At 42.6% G+C, this 19638-nt stretch carries 22 protein-coding genes; all 22 read right to left on the reverse strand.

Annotation, left to right across the window (positions count from 1 at the left end; all coding sequences use genetic code 11):
• Window positions 1-33: 33 nt before the first annotated feature.
• The 22 genes from RDV63_RS00135 to RDV63_RS00235 all read right to left on the reverse strand — a co-directional run bounded on the left by RDV63_RS00135 (window position 34) and on the right by RDV63_RS00235 (window position 19523).
• Window positions 34-396 carry an MliC family protein gene (locus RDV63_RS00135; RefSeq protein WP_313907515.1) on the reverse strand — a complete coding sequence of 121 codons (363 nt, stop codon included), beginning with the start codon at window positions 394-396 and terminating at the stop codon, window positions 34-36.
• Between the two features lie 165 nt (window positions 397-561).
• Window positions 562-2025: a catalase gene (locus RDV63_RS00140; protein ID WP_313907516.1), complete on the reverse strand. Its 1464-nt coding sequence runs from the start codon at window positions 2023-2025 to the stop codon at window positions 562-564.
• Window positions 2026-2037: 12 nt separating this feature from the next.
• Window positions 2038-2121, reverse strand: a complete 84-nt coding sequence (locus RDV63_RS15225; protein WP_409934849.1) for a hexameric tyrosine-coordinated heme protein — start codon at window positions 2119-2121, stop codon at window positions 2038-2040.
• 61 nt (window positions 2122-2182) lie between these two features.
• Window positions 2183-3169, reverse strand: a complete 987-nt coding sequence (locus tag RDV63_RS00145) for a diaminopimelate dehydrogenase (protein ID WP_313907517.1) — start codon at window positions 3167-3169, stop codon at window positions 2183-2185.
• 160 nt (window positions 3170-3329) lie between these two features.
• A complete protein-coding gene (locus RDV63_RS00150) occupies window positions 3330-3902 on the reverse strand; it encodes an undecaprenyl-diphosphatase (protein ID WP_313907518.1) in 573 nt (190 codons plus the stop codon).
• Window positions 3903-3939: 37 nt separating this feature from the next.
• Window positions 3940-4137, reverse strand: a complete 198-nt coding sequence (locus RDV63_RS00155) for a hypothetical protein (RefSeq protein WP_313907519.1) — start codon at window positions 4135-4137, stop codon at window positions 3940-3942.
• Between the two features lie 420 nt (window positions 4138-4557).
• On the reverse strand, window positions 4558-5280 hold the full coding sequence (locus RDV63_RS00160) for an RluA family pseudouridine synthase (protein WP_313907520.1): 723 nt from the start codon (window positions 5278-5280) through the stop codon (window positions 4558-4560).
• Between the two features lie 104 nt (window positions 5281-5384).
• Window positions 5385-5591 carry a cold-shock protein gene (locus RDV63_RS00165; protein ID WP_313907521.1) on the reverse strand — a complete coding sequence of 69 codons (207 nt, stop codon included), beginning with the start codon at window positions 5589-5591 and terminating at the stop codon, window positions 5385-5387.
• 256 nt (window positions 5592-5847) lie between these two features.
• Window positions 5848-6363: a hypothetical protein gene (locus RDV63_RS00170; protein ID WP_313907522.1), complete on the reverse strand. Its 516-nt coding sequence runs from the start codon at window positions 6361-6363 to the stop codon at window positions 5848-5850.
• A 61-nt stretch (window positions 6364-6424) separates the two neighbouring features.
• The gene (locus tag RDV63_RS00175) at window positions 6425-6847 is read right to left on the reverse strand and encodes a hypothetical protein (protein WP_313907523.1); all 423 of its coding nucleotides are present in this window, start codon (window positions 6845-6847) and stop codon (window positions 6425-6427) included.
• Window positions 6847-7140 carry a hypothetical protein gene (locus tag RDV63_RS00180; RefSeq protein ID WP_313907524.1) on the reverse strand — a complete coding sequence of 98 codons (294 nt, stop codon included), beginning with the start codon at window positions 7138-7140 and terminating at the stop codon, window positions 6847-6849. Before RDV63_RS00180 ends, RDV63_RS00175 begins: the two co-directional genes overlap by 1 nt.
• Window positions 7141-7227: 87 nt before the next feature.
• Complete coding sequence (gene tehB / locus RDV63_RS00185; protein ID WP_313907525.1) at window positions 7228-7794, reverse strand: tellurite resistance methyltransferase TehB; 567 nt, start codon at window positions 7792-7794, stop codon at window positions 7228-7230.
• 50 nt (window positions 7795-7844) lie between these two features.
• Entirely contained in the window at window positions 7845-8717 is an 873-nt protein-coding gene (locus tag RDV63_RS00190; RefSeq protein ID WP_313907526.1) for a Wadjet anti-phage system protein JetD domain-containing protein, read from the reverse strand.
• Window positions 8714-9973 (reverse strand): hypothetical protein, encoded by a 1260-nt coding sequence (locus tag RDV63_RS00195; RefSeq protein ID WP_313907528.1) that lies wholly within the window; start codon window positions 9971-9973, stop codon window positions 8714-8716. The genes RDV63_RS00190 and RDV63_RS00195 overlap by 4 nt, the downstream gene beginning before the upstream one ends.
• Window positions 9973-10593, reverse strand: coding sequence for a hypothetical protein (locus tag RDV63_RS00200; protein WP_313907529.1), 621 nt, complete (start codon window positions 10591-10593; stop codon window positions 9973-9975). The genes RDV63_RS00195 and RDV63_RS00200 overlap by 1 nt, the downstream gene beginning before the upstream one ends.
• On the reverse strand, window positions 10590-14282 hold the full coding sequence (locus RDV63_RS00205; protein ID WP_313907530.1) for an ATP-binding protein: 3693 nt from the start codon (window positions 14280-14282) through the stop codon (window positions 10590-10592). Before RDV63_RS00205 ends, RDV63_RS00200 begins: the two co-directional genes overlap by 4 nt.
• A 185-nt stretch (window positions 14283-14467) precedes the next feature.
• The gene (locus RDV63_RS00210; protein WP_313907531.1) at window positions 14468-14884 is read right to left on the reverse strand and encodes an MAPEG family protein; all 417 of its coding nucleotides are present in this window, start codon (window positions 14882-14884) and stop codon (window positions 14468-14470) included.
• Window positions 14885-14981: 97 nt separating this feature from the next.
• Window positions 14982-16001 carry a chromate efflux transporter gene (gene chrA / locus RDV63_RS00215; protein ID WP_313907532.1) on the reverse strand — a complete coding sequence of 340 codons (1020 nt, stop codon included), beginning with the start codon at window positions 15999-16001 and terminating at the stop codon, window positions 14982-14984.
• Between the two features lie 238 nt (window positions 16002-16239).
• Window positions 16240-16608: a hypothetical protein gene (locus tag RDV63_RS00220; protein WP_313907533.1), complete on the reverse strand. Its 369-nt coding sequence runs from the start codon at window positions 16606-16608 to the stop codon at window positions 16240-16242.
• A gap of 312 nt (window positions 16609-16920) precedes the next feature.
• Window positions 16921-17448, reverse strand: a complete 528-nt coding sequence (locus RDV63_RS00225; RefSeq protein WP_313907534.1) for a hypothetical protein — start codon at window positions 17446-17448, stop codon at window positions 16921-16923.
• A gap of 95 nt (window positions 17449-17543) precedes the next feature.
• Complete coding sequence (locus RDV63_RS00230) at window positions 17544-17966, reverse strand: hypothetical protein (RefSeq protein ID WP_313907535.1); 423 nt, start codon at window positions 17964-17966, stop codon at window positions 17544-17546.
• An 87-nt stretch (window positions 17967-18053) separates the two neighbouring features.
• Window positions 18054-19523: an amidohydrolase family protein gene (locus RDV63_RS00235; RefSeq protein ID WP_313907536.1), complete on the reverse strand. Its 1470-nt coding sequence runs from the start codon at window positions 19521-19523 to the stop codon at window positions 18054-18056.
• Window positions 19524-19638: the final 115 nt, after the last annotated feature.

The following is a 19638-nucleotide window of genomic DNA, read 5'->3' on the forward strand; positions in this document are numbered from 1 at the left end:
CGAGCCTAGCTTATATGTAAACTCAGTTCCCAATTATAGCTCAGCACAAGTCTCGATAATTTCACCGGTAGAATCATCGGCATTATGCTTAAACAGCATAGCTTCAGCCCCAGTTCCAGAGCCTTTACTCCACCATTCAAAGCCGCCTCCCGCATAGCGAGAGCCACTTGCCGAGACTGCAAGCTGCATATTGTAGTTATTGCCTTTATATTGGATTAAGGCTAAGTCAGTTGTGGTATAAGTTGCAATTATAGAAGCACCACTTTCACACAGGTAATTATAGGTTGCCGATGGAGTAGCCTCTGTTATCTGCTTATTACTATCCTCTTGTACTGGGTCTGAGCAACCGCTAACAACTATAGTAAATACCAATAATAAACTTGCAATAATTCTCATTTTTTCTCAATTTTGTTACTTTAGTATCTTAGCTTGACAGTCAAATGCTCTGGATAAAGGAAGGCACACTAAAGCTGATCGGCTATAATAGCTAAAATCACCGCAATAAAACGCCAATTTAAAGGTTCTAAGGCAGTGATTTCTAAATTTAGTTTAATAAAAAGCTTACTGCTCTATTTCAGATAATGATATACCTAAAGCTTTAGCAATACCGGCGCCATAAGCTGGATCGGCTTTTAAACAGTTTCCTATATGGCGTTTTCTTACCATATCATCAACATTGGCCAATTCAGCTGCTGTGTTAGAAAATAACACCTGTTGTTGCTCTTTGGTCATTAAACGGAATAAATTCCCTGGCTGGGTATAATAATCAGTATCGTCATCTCTAAAATCCCAATTATAAGCAGCTCCCGACAACTCTAATGGCGGTTCTTTCGCTGTAGGGCATTCTTGCCATAACCCCATGCTATTGGGCTCATAGCCTTTTGCACTGCCATAATTACCATCCACTCTCATGGCACCATCGCGATGATAGCTAGACACTGGGCAACGCGGCTTATTTACCGGAATTTGGCTATGATTTACCCCTAAACGATAACGTTGGGTATCACCATACGAAAATAAACGGCCTTGGAGCATTTTATCTGGCGAGAAACCAATGCCGGGTACTATGTTGGCAGGATTAAAAGCCGCTTGTTCAACTTCAGCAAAATAGTTTTCAGGATTCTTATTTAGCTCAAAGGTACCAACATCAATTAATGGATAATCGCCGTGTGGCCAAACCTTTGTTAAATCAAAAGGATGAAAACGATAATGTGCAGCTTCTTGCTCTGGCATTATCTGTACTTTTAAATCCCAACGGGGGAAATCGCCCCGCTCAATAGCTTCATACAAATCACGTTGATGGCTTTCTCTATCCTTGCCAATAATAGCTTCGGCCTCACTATTGGATAAATTCTTAATACCTTGCTGACATTTAAAATGAAATTTCACCCAAAACCGTTCATTATCGGCGTTAATAAAACTAAAGGTATGACTACCAAAACCATGCATATGACGATAAGAACTAGGTAAGCCGCGATCACTCATTACAATAGTCACTTGGTGCAGTGCTTCTGGCAGTAAGGTCCAAAAGTCCCAATTACTTTGCGCATTGTGCATATTGGTACGAGGGTCACGTTTCACCACGTGGTTAAGATCGGGAAACTTTAACGGATCACGCATAAAGAACACTGGAGTATTATTACCCACCATGTCCCAATTGCCTTCTTCGGTATAAAACTTTAAAGCAAATCCCCTAATATCTCGCTCAGCATCAGCTGCCCCACGCTCACCAGCTACGGTAGAAAAGCGGGCAAACATTTCTGTTTTTTTGCCTATCTCAGAAAACAGTTTGGCTTTAGTATATTGCGTAATATCATGAGTAACGGTAAAAGTACCAAAAGCACCCGAGCCTTTAGCGTGCATACGGCGCTCTGGAATTACTTCTCGATCAAAGTGCGCTAGTTTTTCTAAAAACCAAAAGTCTTGCATTAACAAAGGGCCGCGTGGCCCAGCTGTCATAGAGTTTTGATTGTCAGCAACAGGACAGCCATTAGTAGTAGTTAGTTTTTTTGTTTTATCGTCCATCAAACTTCCCTCTTAATTGCCTTTGCGCCAATAGTTATTTGCTGCAGCTACGGTTTGAAAATTAGTCGCAATAACCTGTGACGCAGCAGTAAGTATAGCTTACTGCTTAGTTAGTATAGCTTACTGCTTCAGAATAGGAACTAAAGTTTACGTTTCGTTACAGCATTTCTTGGCGTAATTGCTCTGGACTTTTTGCTGACAATAACCCCGGTGCAACATCAAATACAGTTTTAGCCCCAACTTCACCGGCCTTAACTAATCGATGTACAGCACGGGCATAGGCCACTAATACACTAGAGGTAAATTCAGGATTGCTTTCTAAGGCTAATGAATACTCTATGTTTTGCTTACTGCTTTCTCCAGTAACACCGCTACGGATGACAAAGCCACCATGAGGCATTTTAGTATGATCTTTGTCAAAGCTGGCTTCATCAATAAAATGAACTTTAGTATCATAATCAGCAAAATAATCGGCCATTGTAACTATGCTATGCCGAATCGCCTCAGCATCTGCAGTAGGTTGCAACACAACATAACACTCACGGGTATGCTTGTCTCTAGTGCTTAATGTTGGCTGCTCACCGCTACGTACTCTGGCTATCGCATTTTCGCTAGGTAGGGTATATTGCGCTGCTTTTTTTACACCTGGCACACGGCGTATAGCATCAGAATGGCCTTGGCTTAAGCCTTTACCCCAAAACGTATAGGTTTCACCTACTGGTAACGTAGCTTCAGCATATAACCTATTTAATGAAAACAAGCCTGGATCCCAGCCTACAGATAACAAAGCAATATGCTTAGATTTTTTTGCTGCTTGGTCTAAAGCAGCATAATACTCATTAATTTTAGCGTGGGTATCAAAGCTATCTACCGTATTAAAAAACTGAGCTAAATATGGCCCTTGCTCAGGTAAGTCGGTTTTAGATCCACCGCACAAAATCATAACATCCACATTTGCTTGATGCTGTTCAATATCGGTCATAGCATAAACCGGCACTTTGTCATTTAAGAGGCTGATACTAGCAGGATCACGGCGACTAAATACCGCCACTAATTTCATATCGGGGTTTTGTTGTAACGCAGCTTCAACGCCACGCCCTAAATTACCATAACCAGCAATGGCTACTCTAATTGGCTCCATCATTAAAAACGACCTTATACAATTAAAAAAAAGAAAACAGCCTAAAAACAGCCAACTTAAATATGCGGAATTTTGGCTAAAACTACAAGTAACTATTTTCTTATAGACTCTTTTTTTTTAAGCTGAGCCTGCACCAATAAACCTTAACTAGTTATATGCATATTTAAACTTCTTTCACAGCACTAAATGGAATTATTTTCACCAAAAAACTTAATAGCCACTTAGTCTTATGCCTTAAGCTAAATACCACTATAGATGAACCTATTGCGACCAAGATAGCACCTATAATATCTAGTGGAAAATGTACCCCAACATAAACTCTAGACAAACCGCTAATTAAACTAATACCGCTTAGTAAATAGGCTAGCCTGCGGGTGCTTTTATTAAATAACAACATTATGGCTATACAGAAAATAAATGTAGTGTGATCAGACGGAAAAGAAGAATCAGGCGCATGCTCAACCAACTGGGTACCTAGGCCTTGCACAAAGGGTCTAGAATGGTAATAAAACAATGAAATGCTATAGCTTGTAAGCATACCTAACAACACAGCTAAACCAGCCTGATAGCTGGACGTCATCTTTGCTAATTTACCGCTAAACCACAACCAACCGAGAATAACTATAAAAACATAAGGCGTAGCTTCTGCTAAGCCAATTAACATTTGATCTATTGATTTATTGTTACCCGCATATTGATTTATAAATAAAAAAGCAGAAATATTGAACTGTTCCATTTTATTAATCTAGGCTCCATGTACTCAGTACTAAAGTTTAAGTTTTGGTTTCAGCAGATACCGACGCTAACCGCATGGCTTGTAGCTCTTCAGCGGTTTTTAAACGACAGACAGCTAATTGCTGTAAGCGCATATCTTTAATGGTCGCTAGCGGGTCAGCAGCTTTTAACTCTGTTTGCGAATTTTCATATGCAAGACTGTCATCCGTTTGCTTTTCATTAGTAGTATCTAACATAACAAAATTCCATATAAATATAATATAAAACAATACATTACAGCATTTCTCTCTAAAGCACAGCCGTTGTAAGCTAATCTTTTGCTTAACCCCTATCTATTAGCTGCACTTAACGCCATACTAAATTTGTTGCGCAGCACTTTTATCTTTTGCACGCCAAATGAATATGTAATGGCTGTTCAAAGTTAGCTCTAATTAACGTCAAGTTTATGAGTTCATCCCAAGAGGACACTATCATGAGTAAAGGCCAAGACAGTAAGAAAACCACCAAAAAGAAACCGCTCTTAACTGCAAAAGAAAAAAAAGCAGCAAAAGCATCTAAAAAATCTTCCACTAATGTTTAAAGCAATTAAATACAAATAAGGCCATCAGACGTAGGGTGGCCTTTATTATCCTAACTGCAATTAATAACATTATGCCCTAAAACGGCCAAGGACAGTGAACTTGAACAATCTTATGTGTACTGGGATGAACAAAGCTTAATTCAGTAGCATGTAATAACAAACGTTTAGCTAGCTGCTGACTACTAACGCTTTTATACAAATCACAACCAAGAATTGGATGGCCTATAAACTGGCTATGAATGCGAAGTTGATGGGTACGGCCACTGAGCGGCATAAATTGCACTAAGCTACGGGCTGGCTGTTGTAACCTTTGCAATACTTTATAATTACTAATAGCTTGCTTGCCGGTGTTATTGCATATTTTAACTAAAGGAAATTGACTTTTATCTTTAGCTATTGCTGCCGTTATCTGGCCTTGGTCTTGCTCCAGCCAACCTTCTAAAAGCGCAACATAGCTTTTTTCAATAGTGCCGGCTTGAAACTGTCTACTTAGATGCTGTACCGATAGCCCATTAAGCGCCACCAGCATAATGCCTGAAGTACCAAAATCTAACCTATGTACTATTTTTGCGCTAGGAAATGCAGGGCTTAACCCCGTTTTCCCCTTCACTAAATAGCCATGCACTAAACGATAATGTACCGAGTCCCAATTTAGAGGGTTTTTACCTGACAAACTTAACAAGCCACTAGGCTTATTAATCAGTATGATGTCGGTATCTTGATACAAAATTTGCACCAAGTCATAACAGGAAGGCACTACAAAGTCATCAACTATACTGTGAACAGGCAGGCTGGACATTTTCTCTCACATATAACAACTAGATAGTAGGCTTTAATCTATAAACTAAAAAAAAACCGGATAGCTAAGCTACCCGGTTATAATTTGGTATTGCGCATTGCTACTTAAACAGCAACTACTTTATTTGCGCAAGGGCCTTTTTGGCCTTCACCTACTTCAAATTCAACTGCTTGACCGTCATTTAAAGTTGCGTAACCGCCACCAGCTTGAATTTCTGAGTGGTGAACAAATAAATCTTTGCTACCATCTTCAGGTGTAATAAATCCAAAACCTTTTTCAGCGTTAAACCACTTAACTGTACCTTTAGCCATTTTCTTTACTCATTATTGTTGGTGAAAAATAATTAATTATAAACGAATCCACCAGTTCGCATATAAAACGATAATTTCAGACTAAAATATCTAATACTATTAAGGCAATATTAGATGTTATACAGATAACCTGATTATTTACAATAACAGTTTACACTAACCTATGCTGTCGTGGCAAAGCCCTCTAAATTTCCTTACTACTTACTCATAATATCTAGCTATAAACTAACCTAATTTAAAAACTTAGGGTTATTATTTAGTGAGCATGCTCATTTTTTGGTTTTACACTTAAAGCTGGAAACTTATGAGTGGCAAAAGCACTATGGCAACTTACACAAGAGCGGTTCATTTCAGAAAAGTAAAAATTAACTAACTCAGGCTTTTTATGTTTAGCCGCATGCTCAAGCATACCGGCTAAATAATGGAAGTTTTCATCCTTTTCAATAAATTCAGCAGGTAGCAGTGAATGTAGCTCTTCCACTTGAGCTTTGCTTAAATGCTGCATTAATATATAGCTACTTTTTATTTTTCCGGCCGTGGTTTCAATTTCACTCCAATTACCAGAAGCATAAGCCGGAATAATCGACATCATGCCATATTGGATAGCCTGCATTTCTTGAGAAAGCAAACTGCGTAAATCTGCTGACAATGCTTGCACTCCAGCAGATGCAGCTTGGGTTTTAACAGGTTCTTGATGTTTATGCTGATCATCGGCATAACTCAAACCCGGCAATAAAACGGCAAGAAGTGAGATGCAAATAATATTTTTCATATTAGGCTCCATGTTAAGGCCAGTTAAACTGTTTAATTTAACACTTAAACTTGCCGTGAAATTAGCTTGCTAATAACGAGGCAAGTAACGTATCTATTTCAGTTTTAAGTTCTTTATCTTCAATTTTATTCGCGCTAATTTTTGCATTTTGCAAGTTTTGAATGGCCTCATCAATTTGGCCTAATTCAATTTGCAATGTCGCCATTGAAAAAGCGATTGATGCCATATGGTCTTTTAAATTCATGGCTGTCGCTTTTGTAAGCGCTTTTTCGTAGCCAGCTAAGGCTTGGCTTAAATCTTCGGTAAAATCAGCGAGGGTTTCCCACTGCTCTGGGTGATCTTTATCTGTGTTTTCATTATCAATACAAATAGCTTTTAGCTCTGCATAAAGTGAGTCAAAAGCTTCTTTATTACCCTTATTATCTGCTGCCATTAACTTTTCAGCTAAGCTATATACCGATTTATATATTTTGGTGTTAATCATTACCTTTTCTCATCTAAGGTTGTTACTCCAGCGACTTCTAACACTGTCTTCACTTCAGCCCGCTCTATTATTTTCACTAGCATTGATTGCACTACTTCATCTGCTCGCACATCTGTTGTACTAGTGAAGCGCTGCTCTTGAATCGCTCCACCTTCTTCTGCCATCAGCTGAATAACTACCTCGTTAGCACAGTCTTTGCTGCTACCAAAATAGGCTATCGATATTTGTGGATAACCTTTAAAGCCTGCTTTTACTAATTTAGCAATGCGCTTTTTAGCTTTATCTATATGCACAGTTAACTCCTAATCTGCTTTACTTAAGCAGTGTGCGCTACAAGCTTAAAAAGATACAGCAAGCGATGTAATTAACTAACATTAATATTAGCTTGGTTTACGCGCCAGCATAGTCGCAAATTGTAATTGAGCACCATTGTGCATTGTACCTATATCTTCGTTGTACTTAATTAGCTGCCATCCTTTATAGGCTTCAGCTAACTGCCCTGCTTGTAAGGTAAACGGAAAGCGTACAGGGCAAGGGTGTTGCTGCGTGTTCATAGCGCAAACAATCAAGTTATAACCACCCGCTAGCGTACTGCTTTGCATATCGGCAATAACAGAGTCAACACGGGCGGGGTCAATAAACATTAAGGTAACAGTGCAAGCAATAAAGCCATAATTGGCATTTAAATTTGCTTGATTAATGTCATAAACAACAGCTTTAACATTGGTCATTTGCTCTTTATTAATAATGCTCTGCAGCATATCAATAGCAATAGGGTTTGAATCTATAGCAGTAACGTTAAAGCCCAGCTGGCCAAGGTAAACCGCATTGCGACCATTAGAGCAGCCCATGTCTAACGCAGCACAAGGTGCTATTACTTTAGCTGCTTCTACTACTTCACTATGGGCGGGGTTTAAGCCGTATTGGCTATTTAAGTCAACTGTCATGGTTATCACTTTTTTTGAAGTACAGACAGTGATCTTACTACTAATTTTACTTAATTAAATATACCTAAAGGGTTAGTCGCTAACCACTGTAATGGCACTTGTTGCAAGCTTTGCTGCAACAGCGCACGTTGGTAACGCAACATAAAAGCTATGTAGGGTTGTAGTTCAGAGCGCTGCGGTAGCTTTAGGGCGGTAGCATGCTGCTTGGCCGGATAAGCGTGCTCGGTGGCATGGTGGCTAAACCAGTTAAACTCAGGCACAGCAAAATGGCTAAAGCCTTCTCGTATTGCAATATCAAAACCTTCTGGATCTAAATCACCAAAATACTTTAAAGGCCCATAAGCACCAGCTTGCCAACGTTTAAGCAGATTTTTTCTGCCTGAGCTGTAATATGCATCGCCACGATAAATCACTAAACTGCTAGGCAGTAACGGCAGCGTAAAACATTGCCAGTCATAGAAGCAATCTAAGTTTTCAATCACCACAAGTTCAGTAAACTGCGCTAATGCGAGTTCGCGTTGGTCTTGATCGAGAATTTGCCCGCCAAAAGCTCGCAACACTCGCTGTTCACGAGGTGATATTCGCACACTTTTATGCTCAGCCCCGCCTTGCGCTAGCTGCTCTGTGCTGGTCAGCTTTAAATCTGTATTAAGTGCGGCTAGCCCCTGCTGCTCTAGGTGCTCGGCTATGGCCTGAACCAGTTCTGATGTGTAGGTATATTCTAGGCCATATGCTAAAGCAGAATTTAGCTCAATCTCTGGCAAAATAACATTAGGATCGGCTATTAAGTCTTGCTGGTAACACCAAGCTAACAGCTTGAGATCAGTTTTCTTAAGTTTGCGTACCACTTGGCTTTGAAAGCGCAGTTTAGCTATTAATGCTTGCAGCAAATTGCGCTCTAGTGGGCTAAGATCGCGAGTCATGCCGCATAGTACCTCACAGCCAGATCTTCAATAATATAAACGTGATTAAACTTACTTATTTGCCGTTCATCACGGCTTAGGGTAAATAGCTTTTGCTCGTGACGTGGTAGCGCATTGTACTCTGCCAAGATTTGAAACAACCAGGCTTCTGGCGGCCAGTCTAATTGCTGCTCAGTTAAAAAGGCGAGTGCCGAGATAGGCTGCGCTACTTCACAGACATAAATAAAGTAGCGCATGGCATCTTCTTTTAGCTGCTGCTGCCTGGCTTCAACTACTTGTTGCTGAGCCGAAGTTTTAACCGCGTCGGCCGTTACGCTTAAAACATCTGTGTTAGCTTTTATAGCCTGCTCGCGATATAAGCTATGCACTAAGTGCGCTAACTCTGGCTGCTGCTGTTGTTTATCTAACGCAACCGCTGCTGCGGGCACTATAGGCGCGGCGCAATTCACTAGCGCGGGCACTTGGCTACGATAAGAGTAATCACCAACCATAAAACCAGGATGTTCACGTAAAAAGCCGGCCATATTCAGTACTAATAAACTGCGCTCTTGCTGCTGGCGAAAACGGGTCATCAGCTCAACCAAGCGTTTTTGTACTTCCAGTAAACTGCCGTGATGGGCACTCATTTGTTGCTGCAATCGGCTAACCAATATCTTGCGTAAAGTTGGGTTGCCTTCTGCCAGCTCAATTAATTCTGCAAAGTCAATTAACGACAAGCCATCTATTAAGCGTTTAATTTGCTGCTGAGCACGGCTATTTTCACGAATTTTGTCACTTAGGTTACTAACAAAGCCAAAGTTGCTATTTAGGCGGTGCCACAAACTAAATATAGCCTCTTCAAATTGCGCCGCTAAATCATATACGGCTTCATCAAGGCGTAGCATTTGACTATCTAGCCTTAAGCTATCGCCAAGGCGCTGCGCTTCACGTAGGGCTTCAACAAAACCACGAATGCTTACTAGCTTATCGGCAATATCGGCATGAATAGCGCGGCGGCTTTCGTCAGTAACTAAAGCGGCAATAAGTTGGGTTACCGGATGGCGCAGCTTTAATTCATGACTAGCGTCGGGCTGGTATAATACACGAGCATTAATAAGCTTTTTTAGCGTGCGCTCGCTGACTGATGCCGGGTCTATGCCGCCGGTTAAATAACCCTGCATCAACAATTTTCCGTTATCGCCAATTAGCTTTAAACGCTCAACGCCCACATCAAACAAACTGCTTAAATGCTGTTTATCGTCGTCAGATACTGCCATTACAACAACTCCGTTTGGCTTTGGCTAACTTCAAGTGGAATGTTTTCTTCGTCTTTAATAAAACGTACTAATTCCAACAAATAATCAATTTTTCCTGTTACCGTAAAATACAAACGACTCGTGTGCGGCTGTAAAAGATAGCCGTGTTCCACTAAACGTTTGGCAACTTGCTTAGCTTGGCCATCTACCGAGTCTGCGCTAGAGCCAAAGAACTTATCGCTAGCCAAATTTTGCAAGCGCTGGCGTAAACTGGGGTTATCTTCTGTTTTTACCATCAGCTCTTGCAGTTTTAGCGTATCGCCCGCGGTTAAAATGCCATCGCTGCCCATAGCTTCTTGCACATAAGTTAACCATTCCAATAAGGGCAGTAACGAGCCCATTACTATGCCTAATGACTGTTTTAAATGCTCTCGGGCAGGGTCGTCAATATCACGGTAAGCCAAAAAGTACACGCTGTTATCATCGTTACAGGCCAGCCGGCGATTTAATGGTTTTAAATAATCATCAATACTTTGCCGCACCTCGTCATGCTGCAATTTGGCAAAATACTCTTCGTCAGTAATGGCGCAAACAAAGTGACCGGCCAATAACTTCTCCAACAAGGGGCCATGCAGCATCATAGTTGTGCCTCCTCTGGTTTAGCACTTCGCTGCAAGTCTTGCAGCTTTTTTGATAACTCTGATAGTCGCGGTTTAATTCGCTTTAGTTGGCCTTTATTAGGTAACTCGGCGTGCGGCTCTATTAAGTATTTGTGTTTAAACAGCAACAACACATCTGATTCCGGGTTAGGAAAAGCACCAACAATATCAATATTGTTATGGTTACAGGCAGTAAATAGCTTTTCTACGTTGTGATAAGCTAAGGTACCTATTTCATCAATAGGCCAATGAATAGTCACACCCGCCGCATCGGGCCTTAACAAACGGGTAAAGGCCAGTAAAAACTTACATAAAATTAAATACGCCATGCCATGACTTGATGAGTCAGTTAACTGGCGATCATTTCTAATCACCACTGGCTCGCCATTTTCAATCAAATTTAATTGCAGTTTTAACAAAGACTCTATGCTGTATTCTTGGTTAGCCTTAAGTAAGTCTGCCACATCACTTAAATGCTCTAAATACTCACTAGGCGGCACAGGCTCACCCGAGGCTTGCCACTGCCGATAATGATAGGTCATCTCCTTTAATGGTTGCCAAAAGCTTAACTCATCAATGGTTGAGCTAATTTTTACTTCAGCTTTATCTATACCATCTAAGGTTAGCTCGTCTCCCACCGCTTGGGTTAACCGACGGCTGTAGTCGCTAACCCTTTTGTGAATATCATTAAACACCGTAAAAAACTTAAATAAAGCAGTACCTATAGTTTTACCTTGCGCTATGGTTTGCTGCTGTTTAGCTTCAAGCACGGCAATAATTTCGGCCAACGCCTTTACTCGCGCTTGCCTATCTGGCGCCGTGCCTAAATTAGCTAAAGAGTGCTCCATAAAACGGACAAATTCGCTATCGGCATCTTTACGAATATCTGCCTCTAACGCATTTACGCCATCGTCTAAACGCTTATCTAATTTATGTTTATCATCTAATAATTGCTGTGCTCTTGCTATATGTTCGCTAACGTCGCCTTGCTCCAGCCCAGCCACAGCTTCTTGCGATGGCGCTTGTACCGCTACTGTTAAGTCAGCCATGCGCGACATTAAAGCTTGTAAGCTTTGCACTAGTCGCTCGGCTTTTTCTAGCTGTTCTTTTAACTGAATAAGCTGGCTATTGTCAGCTTGTTGCTTAGCTTTATAGTCAGCCTCATGGCGTTCTAACGCTGTTGTTGCTTCACGCCATTGCTGCTTTGCCAGTTGCTCTGTTTCTAACCACTTAGGCCGTAAACTAGCCCAAGTTACCTGCATAAACTGCTGATAACCACTAAAGGCATCGCGTTGATTTTCAGTGTCGCGAATATGCTGCTGCAAACTGCTAACTTGCTGTTTAATATGCTGTAGTTTCTTTTCGTCTACGCCTTGCTCGGCTAGCTTAGCGCTAAAAGCCTGCTCTAGCTCTTTATTGCGCTCTTTAGTGTTTGCAACTAACCGTGAAATTTCTGCTTCTAAATCATCAATTGCCTCTTGCACTATTTGCAGTTGCTCTTGAAACTCTGCGGTTTGTTCAAGCGCCCGAGCTTGATGCTCAGTGACGACTTCAGCTAACGCAGTTTGCCGCTGCTGTTTAACTTGGCCTAATTGCTGTTGCAGCTGATCCAGGCGCTGCTGAATAGCTTTTTTGCGCTCTTTATCTAACTGGGCATGCTCATGGTTTAAGCGCTGCTTATGATCACGGGCAAAGCCAACATTAGTTTCTAAACTACGTTGCTGCTGTTGCAGTGCATCTAATTCCTGCTGCTGTTGCTTAGCCTCATCTACCGCTTTTGCTAAGGCTTTTTCTGTTGTTTCTAGCTGAGCTTTTTGCCGTTGCCACTGCTCGCCAGCTTGCTCTAGTTGTTCCCGTAGGCGCTCTTCGGTAAGGGCGTAGTCAGGAACCTCAATGGCCTGTAGATCAAGTTGCAGTCCAAACACAGTGTCGTGGCTAGGTTCTAGTTGCGGGGTTAAATCGGTGCGTTGCAATAAAGGCTCGGCTAACACTCGGCCAAAGCTATGTTGCCAATGCTCTACATTTTGTGACAAAAACTGGCGTAAACTGCCGGCAGTTGGTTCTAAACGCTGGCGTAGCTGCTCAATTAACAGCTCGCCTTGGGCGGCAGCGCTACGGGCTTCTTTGGCATTTAAAGCAGCTTGCTCTCGCTGGCGTAAGGCACTGGTTAAACTACTTTGCTGCTTGGTTACCCTTTTACTGTGGCTATCAAGCTCTTGTTGCGCGTGGTCTAAACGTAAATCAACTAACTCTCTTTGTTCAAGCTCGGCGCTATTTAACATCGACAAGTTAACTTGCGCTCGCTTAGCGGCTAATTCAGCTTGTAGTGTGGCTAACTGACTGTCGTACTGGCTACGAACAGTGTCTTGCTGTTGCAGCAATTGTTGATTCATAGTCTTGCTGGCATCTAGTTCAGCTTGATGAATACGGTTTTTCTGCTCGTTTTTATCTTTAATTTGGCTTTGAACTTTTGCCTTAGCTTGCTCAAGCTGCTGGGCTAATTTTAACTTATGAGCCTGCAACTCTTGCTCGGCGCCTTTATGCGCTTCAATCATTATAGTGTAGTGCTGCTCTAGCTGTTGCAGCTCATTACGACGCTCGGGTAATTGCTCTAATTCTCGGCCAATTCGTTCAATATCGACGTCTCGGTAATTATCATAGGTATTTTGCGCGGCTTCTAGCTGGTGTTGGCTTTTGGCTAAATCGGCCGCAGCGTCATTTTTTTTATCGCGTAGAGTACTGCGACCTTGCTCGTATACACTATTAGCTTCAGCTATAGCTCGCTTTAGCTGCTGCATAGCTGCTTCAGTATCGGCTTTATGCTGGCGTTGCTGATTAAAGCCTTGTTCAACTAAGGCTTTTAAATACCATAAGGTGGCTAGTGTGGCTGTGCGTTTACCGTTAATACGTTCAATATCCTGCAAAGATTGCTGCAGTTTATCTAGCTTCATAAACTGTTTCATATCGCGTAACCAGCTGCGAATTTTATCGCCCGTCATCGTATTAGCTGGCCGTTGATAACCGTCTTCTTCTAAAATAGCGGCTAACATACTCTTAAGGGTGTCCATTTTGCCTTCTTTGGCATGCACCGCTGATACTAGCTTTTCTATATGACGTAAATTATGTTTATCTTGTGCTAAGCCGTAACGACCAGCCAGCTGACGATGCTTTAAGCTTTCGCTGCGGCTACTGCGATCATTTTTTATATCGTTCAGTATAATATTGCGATATTCGGTGGTATTAGAGATTTTGGCCGCTATATCAACACCCGCCGCCCGTATATATTGCGCCCAATCGTTATATTCACGCGCTACTACACCGGCTTTGGTTTCTAGTAAATAGTGTTCGGGCAAATAAGGTGCATCGACAAAGCGATAATCCACACCATCAGCGCGTTTGGTCAACACCACTTGCGCTATGCCATGCTGTGGCCGTTCGTATTCATAAATAACATAGCTATTTTTGTGCGGCAGATAATATTTATCAAAACTTAACCGAGTGCGCGGCACCACTTTATTGGGTAGCTCACCGTAAAACACCGGGATCATCCGCTGCAAAGTGGTTTTGCCCGACGCATTACTACCACAAATATTGGTATGACCGTTTAATTCTAATTCCACCACACCCGGCATATGGCCATGGATCATAATTATTTTTAGTAGCTTTGCCATGCGAGTCCTATATAGCCTAACCAGTAAACAAGCTTAGATGCTGTATCATAACAATCAGAAAAGTAGGCGACTACTATTTATAGTGGGTTGTAACAGGATATTAAATGCTGGCAGCTAGATTGCTTTAGCCATACTGCGCTAGCCATCAAGGTGCAACCACAGCTTACGCCTTTATATAATAATTTTTAGATAAGGCTAATACCTGCCAATATTAGCAGCCCAACAGTAGCGGCTAAGCCGATAAGGTAAAAATACGAGCGTGGGCTAGGGTTCTTTTCAGTTGCAATAACGTAATACAACAGCATGTGAATTATTCTAGCGCCAGAAAATGCCCAAATTAATGTGCCAGCCCAAAATGCATCTGCACCGATTAAAATTGCTAAGATTGCCCCGCCAAAAAAAACCGGAAAGTTTTCTAAGCTGTTCATAAAAGTGCGGTGCGCTCTAAATACAAACGAAGCATGACTTAAGCTTTCATCAATCTTGCCCGGAATAGCATTTTTTTGAGCGCTTTTAGAAAAAGCCGCTATCAGTGCCTGTATTATTAACGTGATAAGGGACATTAATAGCCCAGAATAAGCCAAAATATAGTTTTCTTTCATAATGTTATAGCCTTAATTTATTAGGGATTAACCTATTGATTTTTAACTAACCAGTTAATAAAAAAGCGAAATAACAAAAAATAAACCGCTTAGTATTTTATCGGAGCGATAGCTGCAAGACGCTGGCGATGACACACCATAGTACTACAATGAGCGGAGATACTCGCCGCACAGCAAGCATACCGAACGCGACCACCACAATAGCCAGATCTGCCGAGCGGGTTATGCCAGATGTGAAGATGGGGCTATAAAGGGCGGCTGCTAATAGACCTACAACTGCCGCATTAGCCCCGGCAATGGCTCGGCCAGCCGTCGGATGGCGTGAAACAGCACCCCAGAATGGAAGAACGCCAGCGACCAAAAGGCCACCCGGCAGAAAAATAAAAACTAACGCCGTAGCTGCCATAAGGTACGGATTTTCTAAAGGCGATAATATCGCACCTAGGTAGGCTGAAAAAGCAAACATGGACCCGGGAATTGCCTGAGATGCACCGTAGCCAGACAAAAACTGCTCTGGAGCGACCCAGCCAGTCGAAACGACAGAATCTTGGAGCAAGGGAAGGACTACATGACCGCCGCCGAATACCAATGCACCTGCTCGATAAAACGCCTCCGCAACAGATGCGAAATCCGGCCTCCTCGTTGCAATAAACGGCAAGCCAAACAGTAAACCTACAAAAAGCACAAGCAGTATCGCGCCGACGCGTGGGCCGTAGAAAATTTGAAACCCCTTATCGTTTTCTGGTGCAGTTATCTCTCGTATAAAATACGCGCCAATAACAGCAGCCACTATAACGACAGCAAGTTGAGCAAAAGCAGAAGACGCGAGCAATAACGCCGCTGCTGACAACACAGCAATAGTTCTTCTTAGCGCATCAGGGCACAACTGCTTGGACATACCTAAAACGGCATCAGCGACCACAGCGCAAACTACAAGCTTTAAACCATGCACTGCAGCGTCTCCCATGGCGCCATTAAGTAACGGCATAGCGGCAGCGAAGGCTACAAGCAGAAGCGCTGACGGCAGGGTGAAAGCGACAAAGGCAGCGAACGCACCGAGCCAACCGGCACTGAAAAACACCAAATAACCTAAGGTATTTTCCCCCCAAGGTTTCACCAATACCCTCCAAATGGTAAGAAGTAATTGCGGCGATACAATCTTCAATGTTATCCATTGCAGCAGCGATCTGATGCCACTCTTTTGGGGAGACTTCTCGGCTTGTTACATCATACAATGCGTCACGTAATAAAGTGAGTTTGACAACAATATCGGGCATAACTTCCTCTAACGCCCGCCACACACGCGAGCAACTTGTTGCGAGTCGAGCGCCGAAGGCGCGTTGTGCTGGCGATTGTTAGGCATGGCCATTTTTACTAATTTGATTTTTAAAGCGATTAATAAGAATAACAGCTAACCCAATTGCAAAAATGAATGAGCCCACCAGAGCGAATCTTAGATTTAACGATGTTGATGAAAAAATATTGAAATATGTAGATACTGAAAGGCCAAAGGTGCTAATAACTCCACCAATTATTTTATATGTTTTAAATTCTTTATTGGAGCCACTTGTTGCTTGGGTTACTTTTACCAATGGCACTAAAGACAATGCCAATATTAATGTCAGTAAAGCAGTCATAATAGAGTTGCCCAACCACCAACGGAAAGTAACGCCTGCAATAGTCAAAACAAAAACTGACAATAACCATGGATTAATATTTTTCATACTGTTTACCTCTTACGCCTAACGCCCAAATTTAGCGCGGAAAGCCGCGCAGCGGGTTGACGTCGCAGCTAGCGCTTTTTGCTGGCGATAAAATTTTTTTGTTATATTTCAAATCTACGGAGCTCAAACTCAAAATTATCGTCAACCTTGATACGCTTAACCAGATTTGCTCTATCAGGCCGATATTTTCTCCAATCCCATTCGCCATCTAAGAGTACGATATTAGTAAGTCCAAATTTCTGCAAGTCAGCCAACGAGTAGTCATACCCAACCGCTCCCTTGCCCAAAAAATTCTGAATATAATCCCAGAAATTAAATTTGGTCTGACCATAGATGGTAACTAGATTTATCAATGCCGATATCTGAATAAAATTTAGTTTCCTGCTTCCGCATTAAAGTTATGTGAGTATTAAACATGTCGACAAATTCTTCTTCAACATCCCAATCGGATTGCCAAGCGCTCCCATGCCATACCAAAACCGAGTCTTTTCTTAAGTACTTTGTATGAGCAGCTGGAAATACGTAGTTTGCACAAGATGATGCACATACGCCATTAACTTCAACATCCAACTTGTTATCTTTGACCCAACGCCCTAAATCCATCCCCGCACCTATCTCACCGCCATTGCTGGTTATAACAAGACGACTTGGTTTTAATTCAGCATCATTAAGTAATGAGAAAATTGCGTTATTTGAAGCCTCAGTTATTTTGCCCTGATAAATGAGATTTCCGTTTTTGATACCAACATAAATTTCAGCATTTTGGCTACTTTCACCAGCATTATTTAAACTAGTACAACCAACGACCAGAAAAGAAAAAACTAAAACTAAATGCTTCACCAATCCTCCTTGAAATATAACGCAAAGCACACGGGCGGAAAAACGCGCTAGCGTTTGACGTCCCAGCAGCCACAGGCTGAGAGTGTTGCGTATTGTTATGTTTTTGAACGCTGCGCATTAGCTTTGTTATCTAAGATATTTAAGAGCTCTTCGTACTTTGGCCCAGGGCCAAACTGAGGTAGTCCGATAGCCAAGACAACAGCTCCGAATGCTAAATAAACAATATATTCAGCAACAACCACACCTGTTGCCATTAAGGTAATACCGCATAGCATGACAACAATCAGCAAAACTCTGAATAATGTTGCAGTCTTAATCTTTTTTTTAGCACCGGCTATAACTGCCAGTTCTTTGTCACTAAATTCCATCGTTAAACCTTTTTTAAAACATAACGCTTTACTCACCGGAAAATTGGGAGCGCAGCGAGTAATTTTTCCGGTGCAGTAATTTGTTAGCAGCAAAAGCCTACTTTCGCAGCTTACCGCTATGGGTGACAAAAAACCAATTGCACCAATCATTTAAAACTTAACCAGTCACGGAGTATCCAGAATATTTCAGCCTGCATTCAAATTTTATGCTGCATAGAATATTGGGTTCATAAAATGTCACGCGGACAATTTCATTTCAACCACGCGTACCAGCGAACGAAAGAACACTTCCACTTTTGAACTTCTCGCTGCATCTTTCATGGCTGCAAGTTTCTGCTCATCCAGCCAATGCCCACCGATCATGACACCGACAGGGTATTCCACGACACCCACATCAGTTAACGGATCTTTAGCGAGCAAGACCAGATTGGCACGATAATCCGGCAAGATCAGGCCGGTTTTTTCGAAACCCAGTACTTCAGCGTTACGCCGGGTGGCTGAGGTTAAGGCTTCAAACGGTGATAAGCCTGCAGCGACCAGTAGCTCAAGCTCACGCGCGATAGATTCGCCGGGAATAATGCCAAAACTACCGCTATCCGTTCCGGTTAACAAAGGCACGCTGGCTTGATGCAATAGCCACGTCGCTTTTAGAAAAAATTCGGCGTGCGGTGCTTCATAACCCGAGGGGTCCATTTCACTCCAAAATTGCTGTGCGCCACTTGAAAACCAGGTGACCAACGGGTTAATCATGTCACTGCCGGGTCTGGTTAAATACGTGCCTTTGCTCTGTGCAATTAAAACCAGCCGCTTATGCGCAAGCAGTGTTGGTGTAACAGCCTCGCCCGAATGTGCCAGTGTTTTGGCCAGTGCAGCCATTTTTTCTTGCGAAAGATTATCCCTCAAGCCATGCCAAACGATAGTTTCGATATGCTCAAGCGTGGTTAATCCCTTTCCCAGCGAAGCCTCCCAAGGGATCTCGAACGATTTCTCGCGCGGCATACCTGCTTTGCGCTCACCTTCTGGCGAATGACCGCTTACCGTCATCCCCAAAAGCGCCGCTTCTTCGAGAATGGCAGCAAAAGCTTCAGGCGTTAGGTTGGAATACACTTTGACATGCCGATATCCAGCACTGTGCTGGTTACGGACAGCGACACGCGCTTGCTCAGCGGTGTTCACTGTCGTTTGTAAAACCAATTCGTTGGGCCCATAGCTATTCAAAATAGGGCCCGTTGTTAGTATATCTGGCGCTAAAAGCCGCCCTTTAGCTTTTTGTTCAATGACACGAAGATGAAACGGATAGCCCGACATATTGCGAACACCGGTAACCCCATGAGCCAGATAAACCGCCAGCTCTGTTTCGTCATTCAGATGAATATGGGCGTCTATAAGCCCTGGCATCAGTGTCTTGCCTTGCCCATCAATTACCAGCACACCCTCGGGTGCCGCAACTTCATCTGCAGCACCAATGCTGGTGATGCGATCCCCCATCACCAGCACAGCTTGCATGTTTGACGATACCGAACTTGCATCAACCATGGATAGCACACGAACATTGTTAAAAAGCACCCCGATGGGTTTAGCGTGATTGGGCTTCAGCGCAATAGGGAGTTGATTGACGATAAACCACAGCCATATCGTGAAACCAGCCAAAACGATGCCAAGCATGACTACGACTCGCTTCAGCCACTGTTTTACAATTTTTGTCATCAAACTAAATTCCCTTTGCTGCGAAGTTATTGTGATAGCTGCTAACGCCGTGCGCATGTGCGCGAACTTGTGAGCGTCACAGGGGCCGCAGGCCCCGAATGCCGCACTTTGTTAG

Source organism: Rheinheimera sp. MMS21-TC3 (assembly GCF_032229285.1).
Classification (GTDB): domain Bacteria; phylum Pseudomonadota; class Gammaproteobacteria; order Enterobacterales; family Alteromonadaceae; genus Alishewanella.

Coding starts and splice junctions, on each gene's coding strand:
- RDV63_RS00150 (WP_313907518.1), bottom strand. CDS start 3,902: ATGGAACAGTTCAATATTTCTGCTTTTTTATTTATAAATCAATATGCG.
- RDV63_RS00200 (WP_313907529.1), bottom strand. CDS start 10,593: ATGATGCTGCATGGCCCCTTGTTGGAGAAGTTATTGGCCGGTCACTTT.
- RDV63_RS00175 (WP_313907523.1), bottom strand. CDS start 6,847: ATGATTAACACCAAAATATATAAATCGGTATATAGCTTAGCTGAAAAG.
- RDV63_RS00190 (WP_313907526.1), bottom strand. CDS start 8,717: ATGACTCGCGATCTTAGCCCACTAGAGCGCAATTTGCTGCAAGCATTA.
- RDV63_RS00170 (WP_313907522.1), bottom strand. CDS start 6,363: ATGAAAAATATTATTTGCATCTCACTTCTTGCCGTTTTATTGCCGGGT.
- RDV63_RS00220 (WP_313907533.1), bottom strand. CDS start 16,608: ATGAAAAATATTAATCCATGGTTATTGTCAGTTTTTGTTTTGACTATT.
- RDV63_RS00205 (WP_313907530.1), bottom strand. CDS start 14,282: ATGGCAAAGCTACTAAAAATAATTATGATCCATGGCCATATGCCGGGT.
- RDV63_RS00195 (WP_313907528.1), bottom strand. CDS start 9,973: ATGGCAGTATCTGACGACGATAAACAGCATTTAAGCAGTTTGTTTGAT.
- RDV63_RS00165 (WP_313907521.1), bottom strand. CDS start 5,591: ATGGCTAAAGGTACAGTTAAGTGGTTTAACGCTGAAAAAGGTTTTGGA.
- RDV63_RS00210 (WP_313907531.1), bottom strand. CDS start 14,884: ATGAAAGAAAACTATATTTTGGCTTATTCTGGGCTATTAATGTCCCTT.
- RDV63_RS00145 (WP_313907517.1), bottom strand. CDS start 3,169: ATGATGGAGCCAATTAGAGTAGCCATTGCTGGTTATGGTAATTTAGGG.
- RDV63_RS00160 (WP_313907520.1), bottom strand. CDS start 5,280: ATGTCCAGCCTGCCTGTTCACAGTATAGTTGATGACTTTGTAGTGCCT.
- RDV63_RS00155 (WP_313907519.1), bottom strand. CDS start 4,137: ATGTTAGATACTACTAATGAAAAGCAAACGGATGACAGTCTTGCATAT.
- RDV63_RS00235 (WP_313907536.1), bottom strand. CDS start 19,523: ATGACAAAAATTGTAAAACAGTGGCTGAAGCGAGTCGTAGTCATGCTT.
- tehB (WP_313907525.1), bottom strand. CDS start 7,794: ATGACAGTTGACTTAAATAGCCAATACGGCTTAAACCCCGCCCATAGT.
- RDV63_RS00230 (WP_313907535.1), bottom strand. CDS start 17,966: ATGATTGGTGCAATTGGTTTTTTGTCACCCATAGCGGTAAGCTGCGAA.
- RDV63_RS00135 (WP_313907515.1), bottom strand. CDS start 396: ATGAGAATTATTGCAAGTTTATTATTGGTATTTACTATAGTTGTTAGC.
- RDV63_RS00140 (WP_313907516.1), bottom strand. CDS start 2,025: ATGGACGATAAAACAAAAAAACTAACTACTACTAATGGCTGTCCTGTT.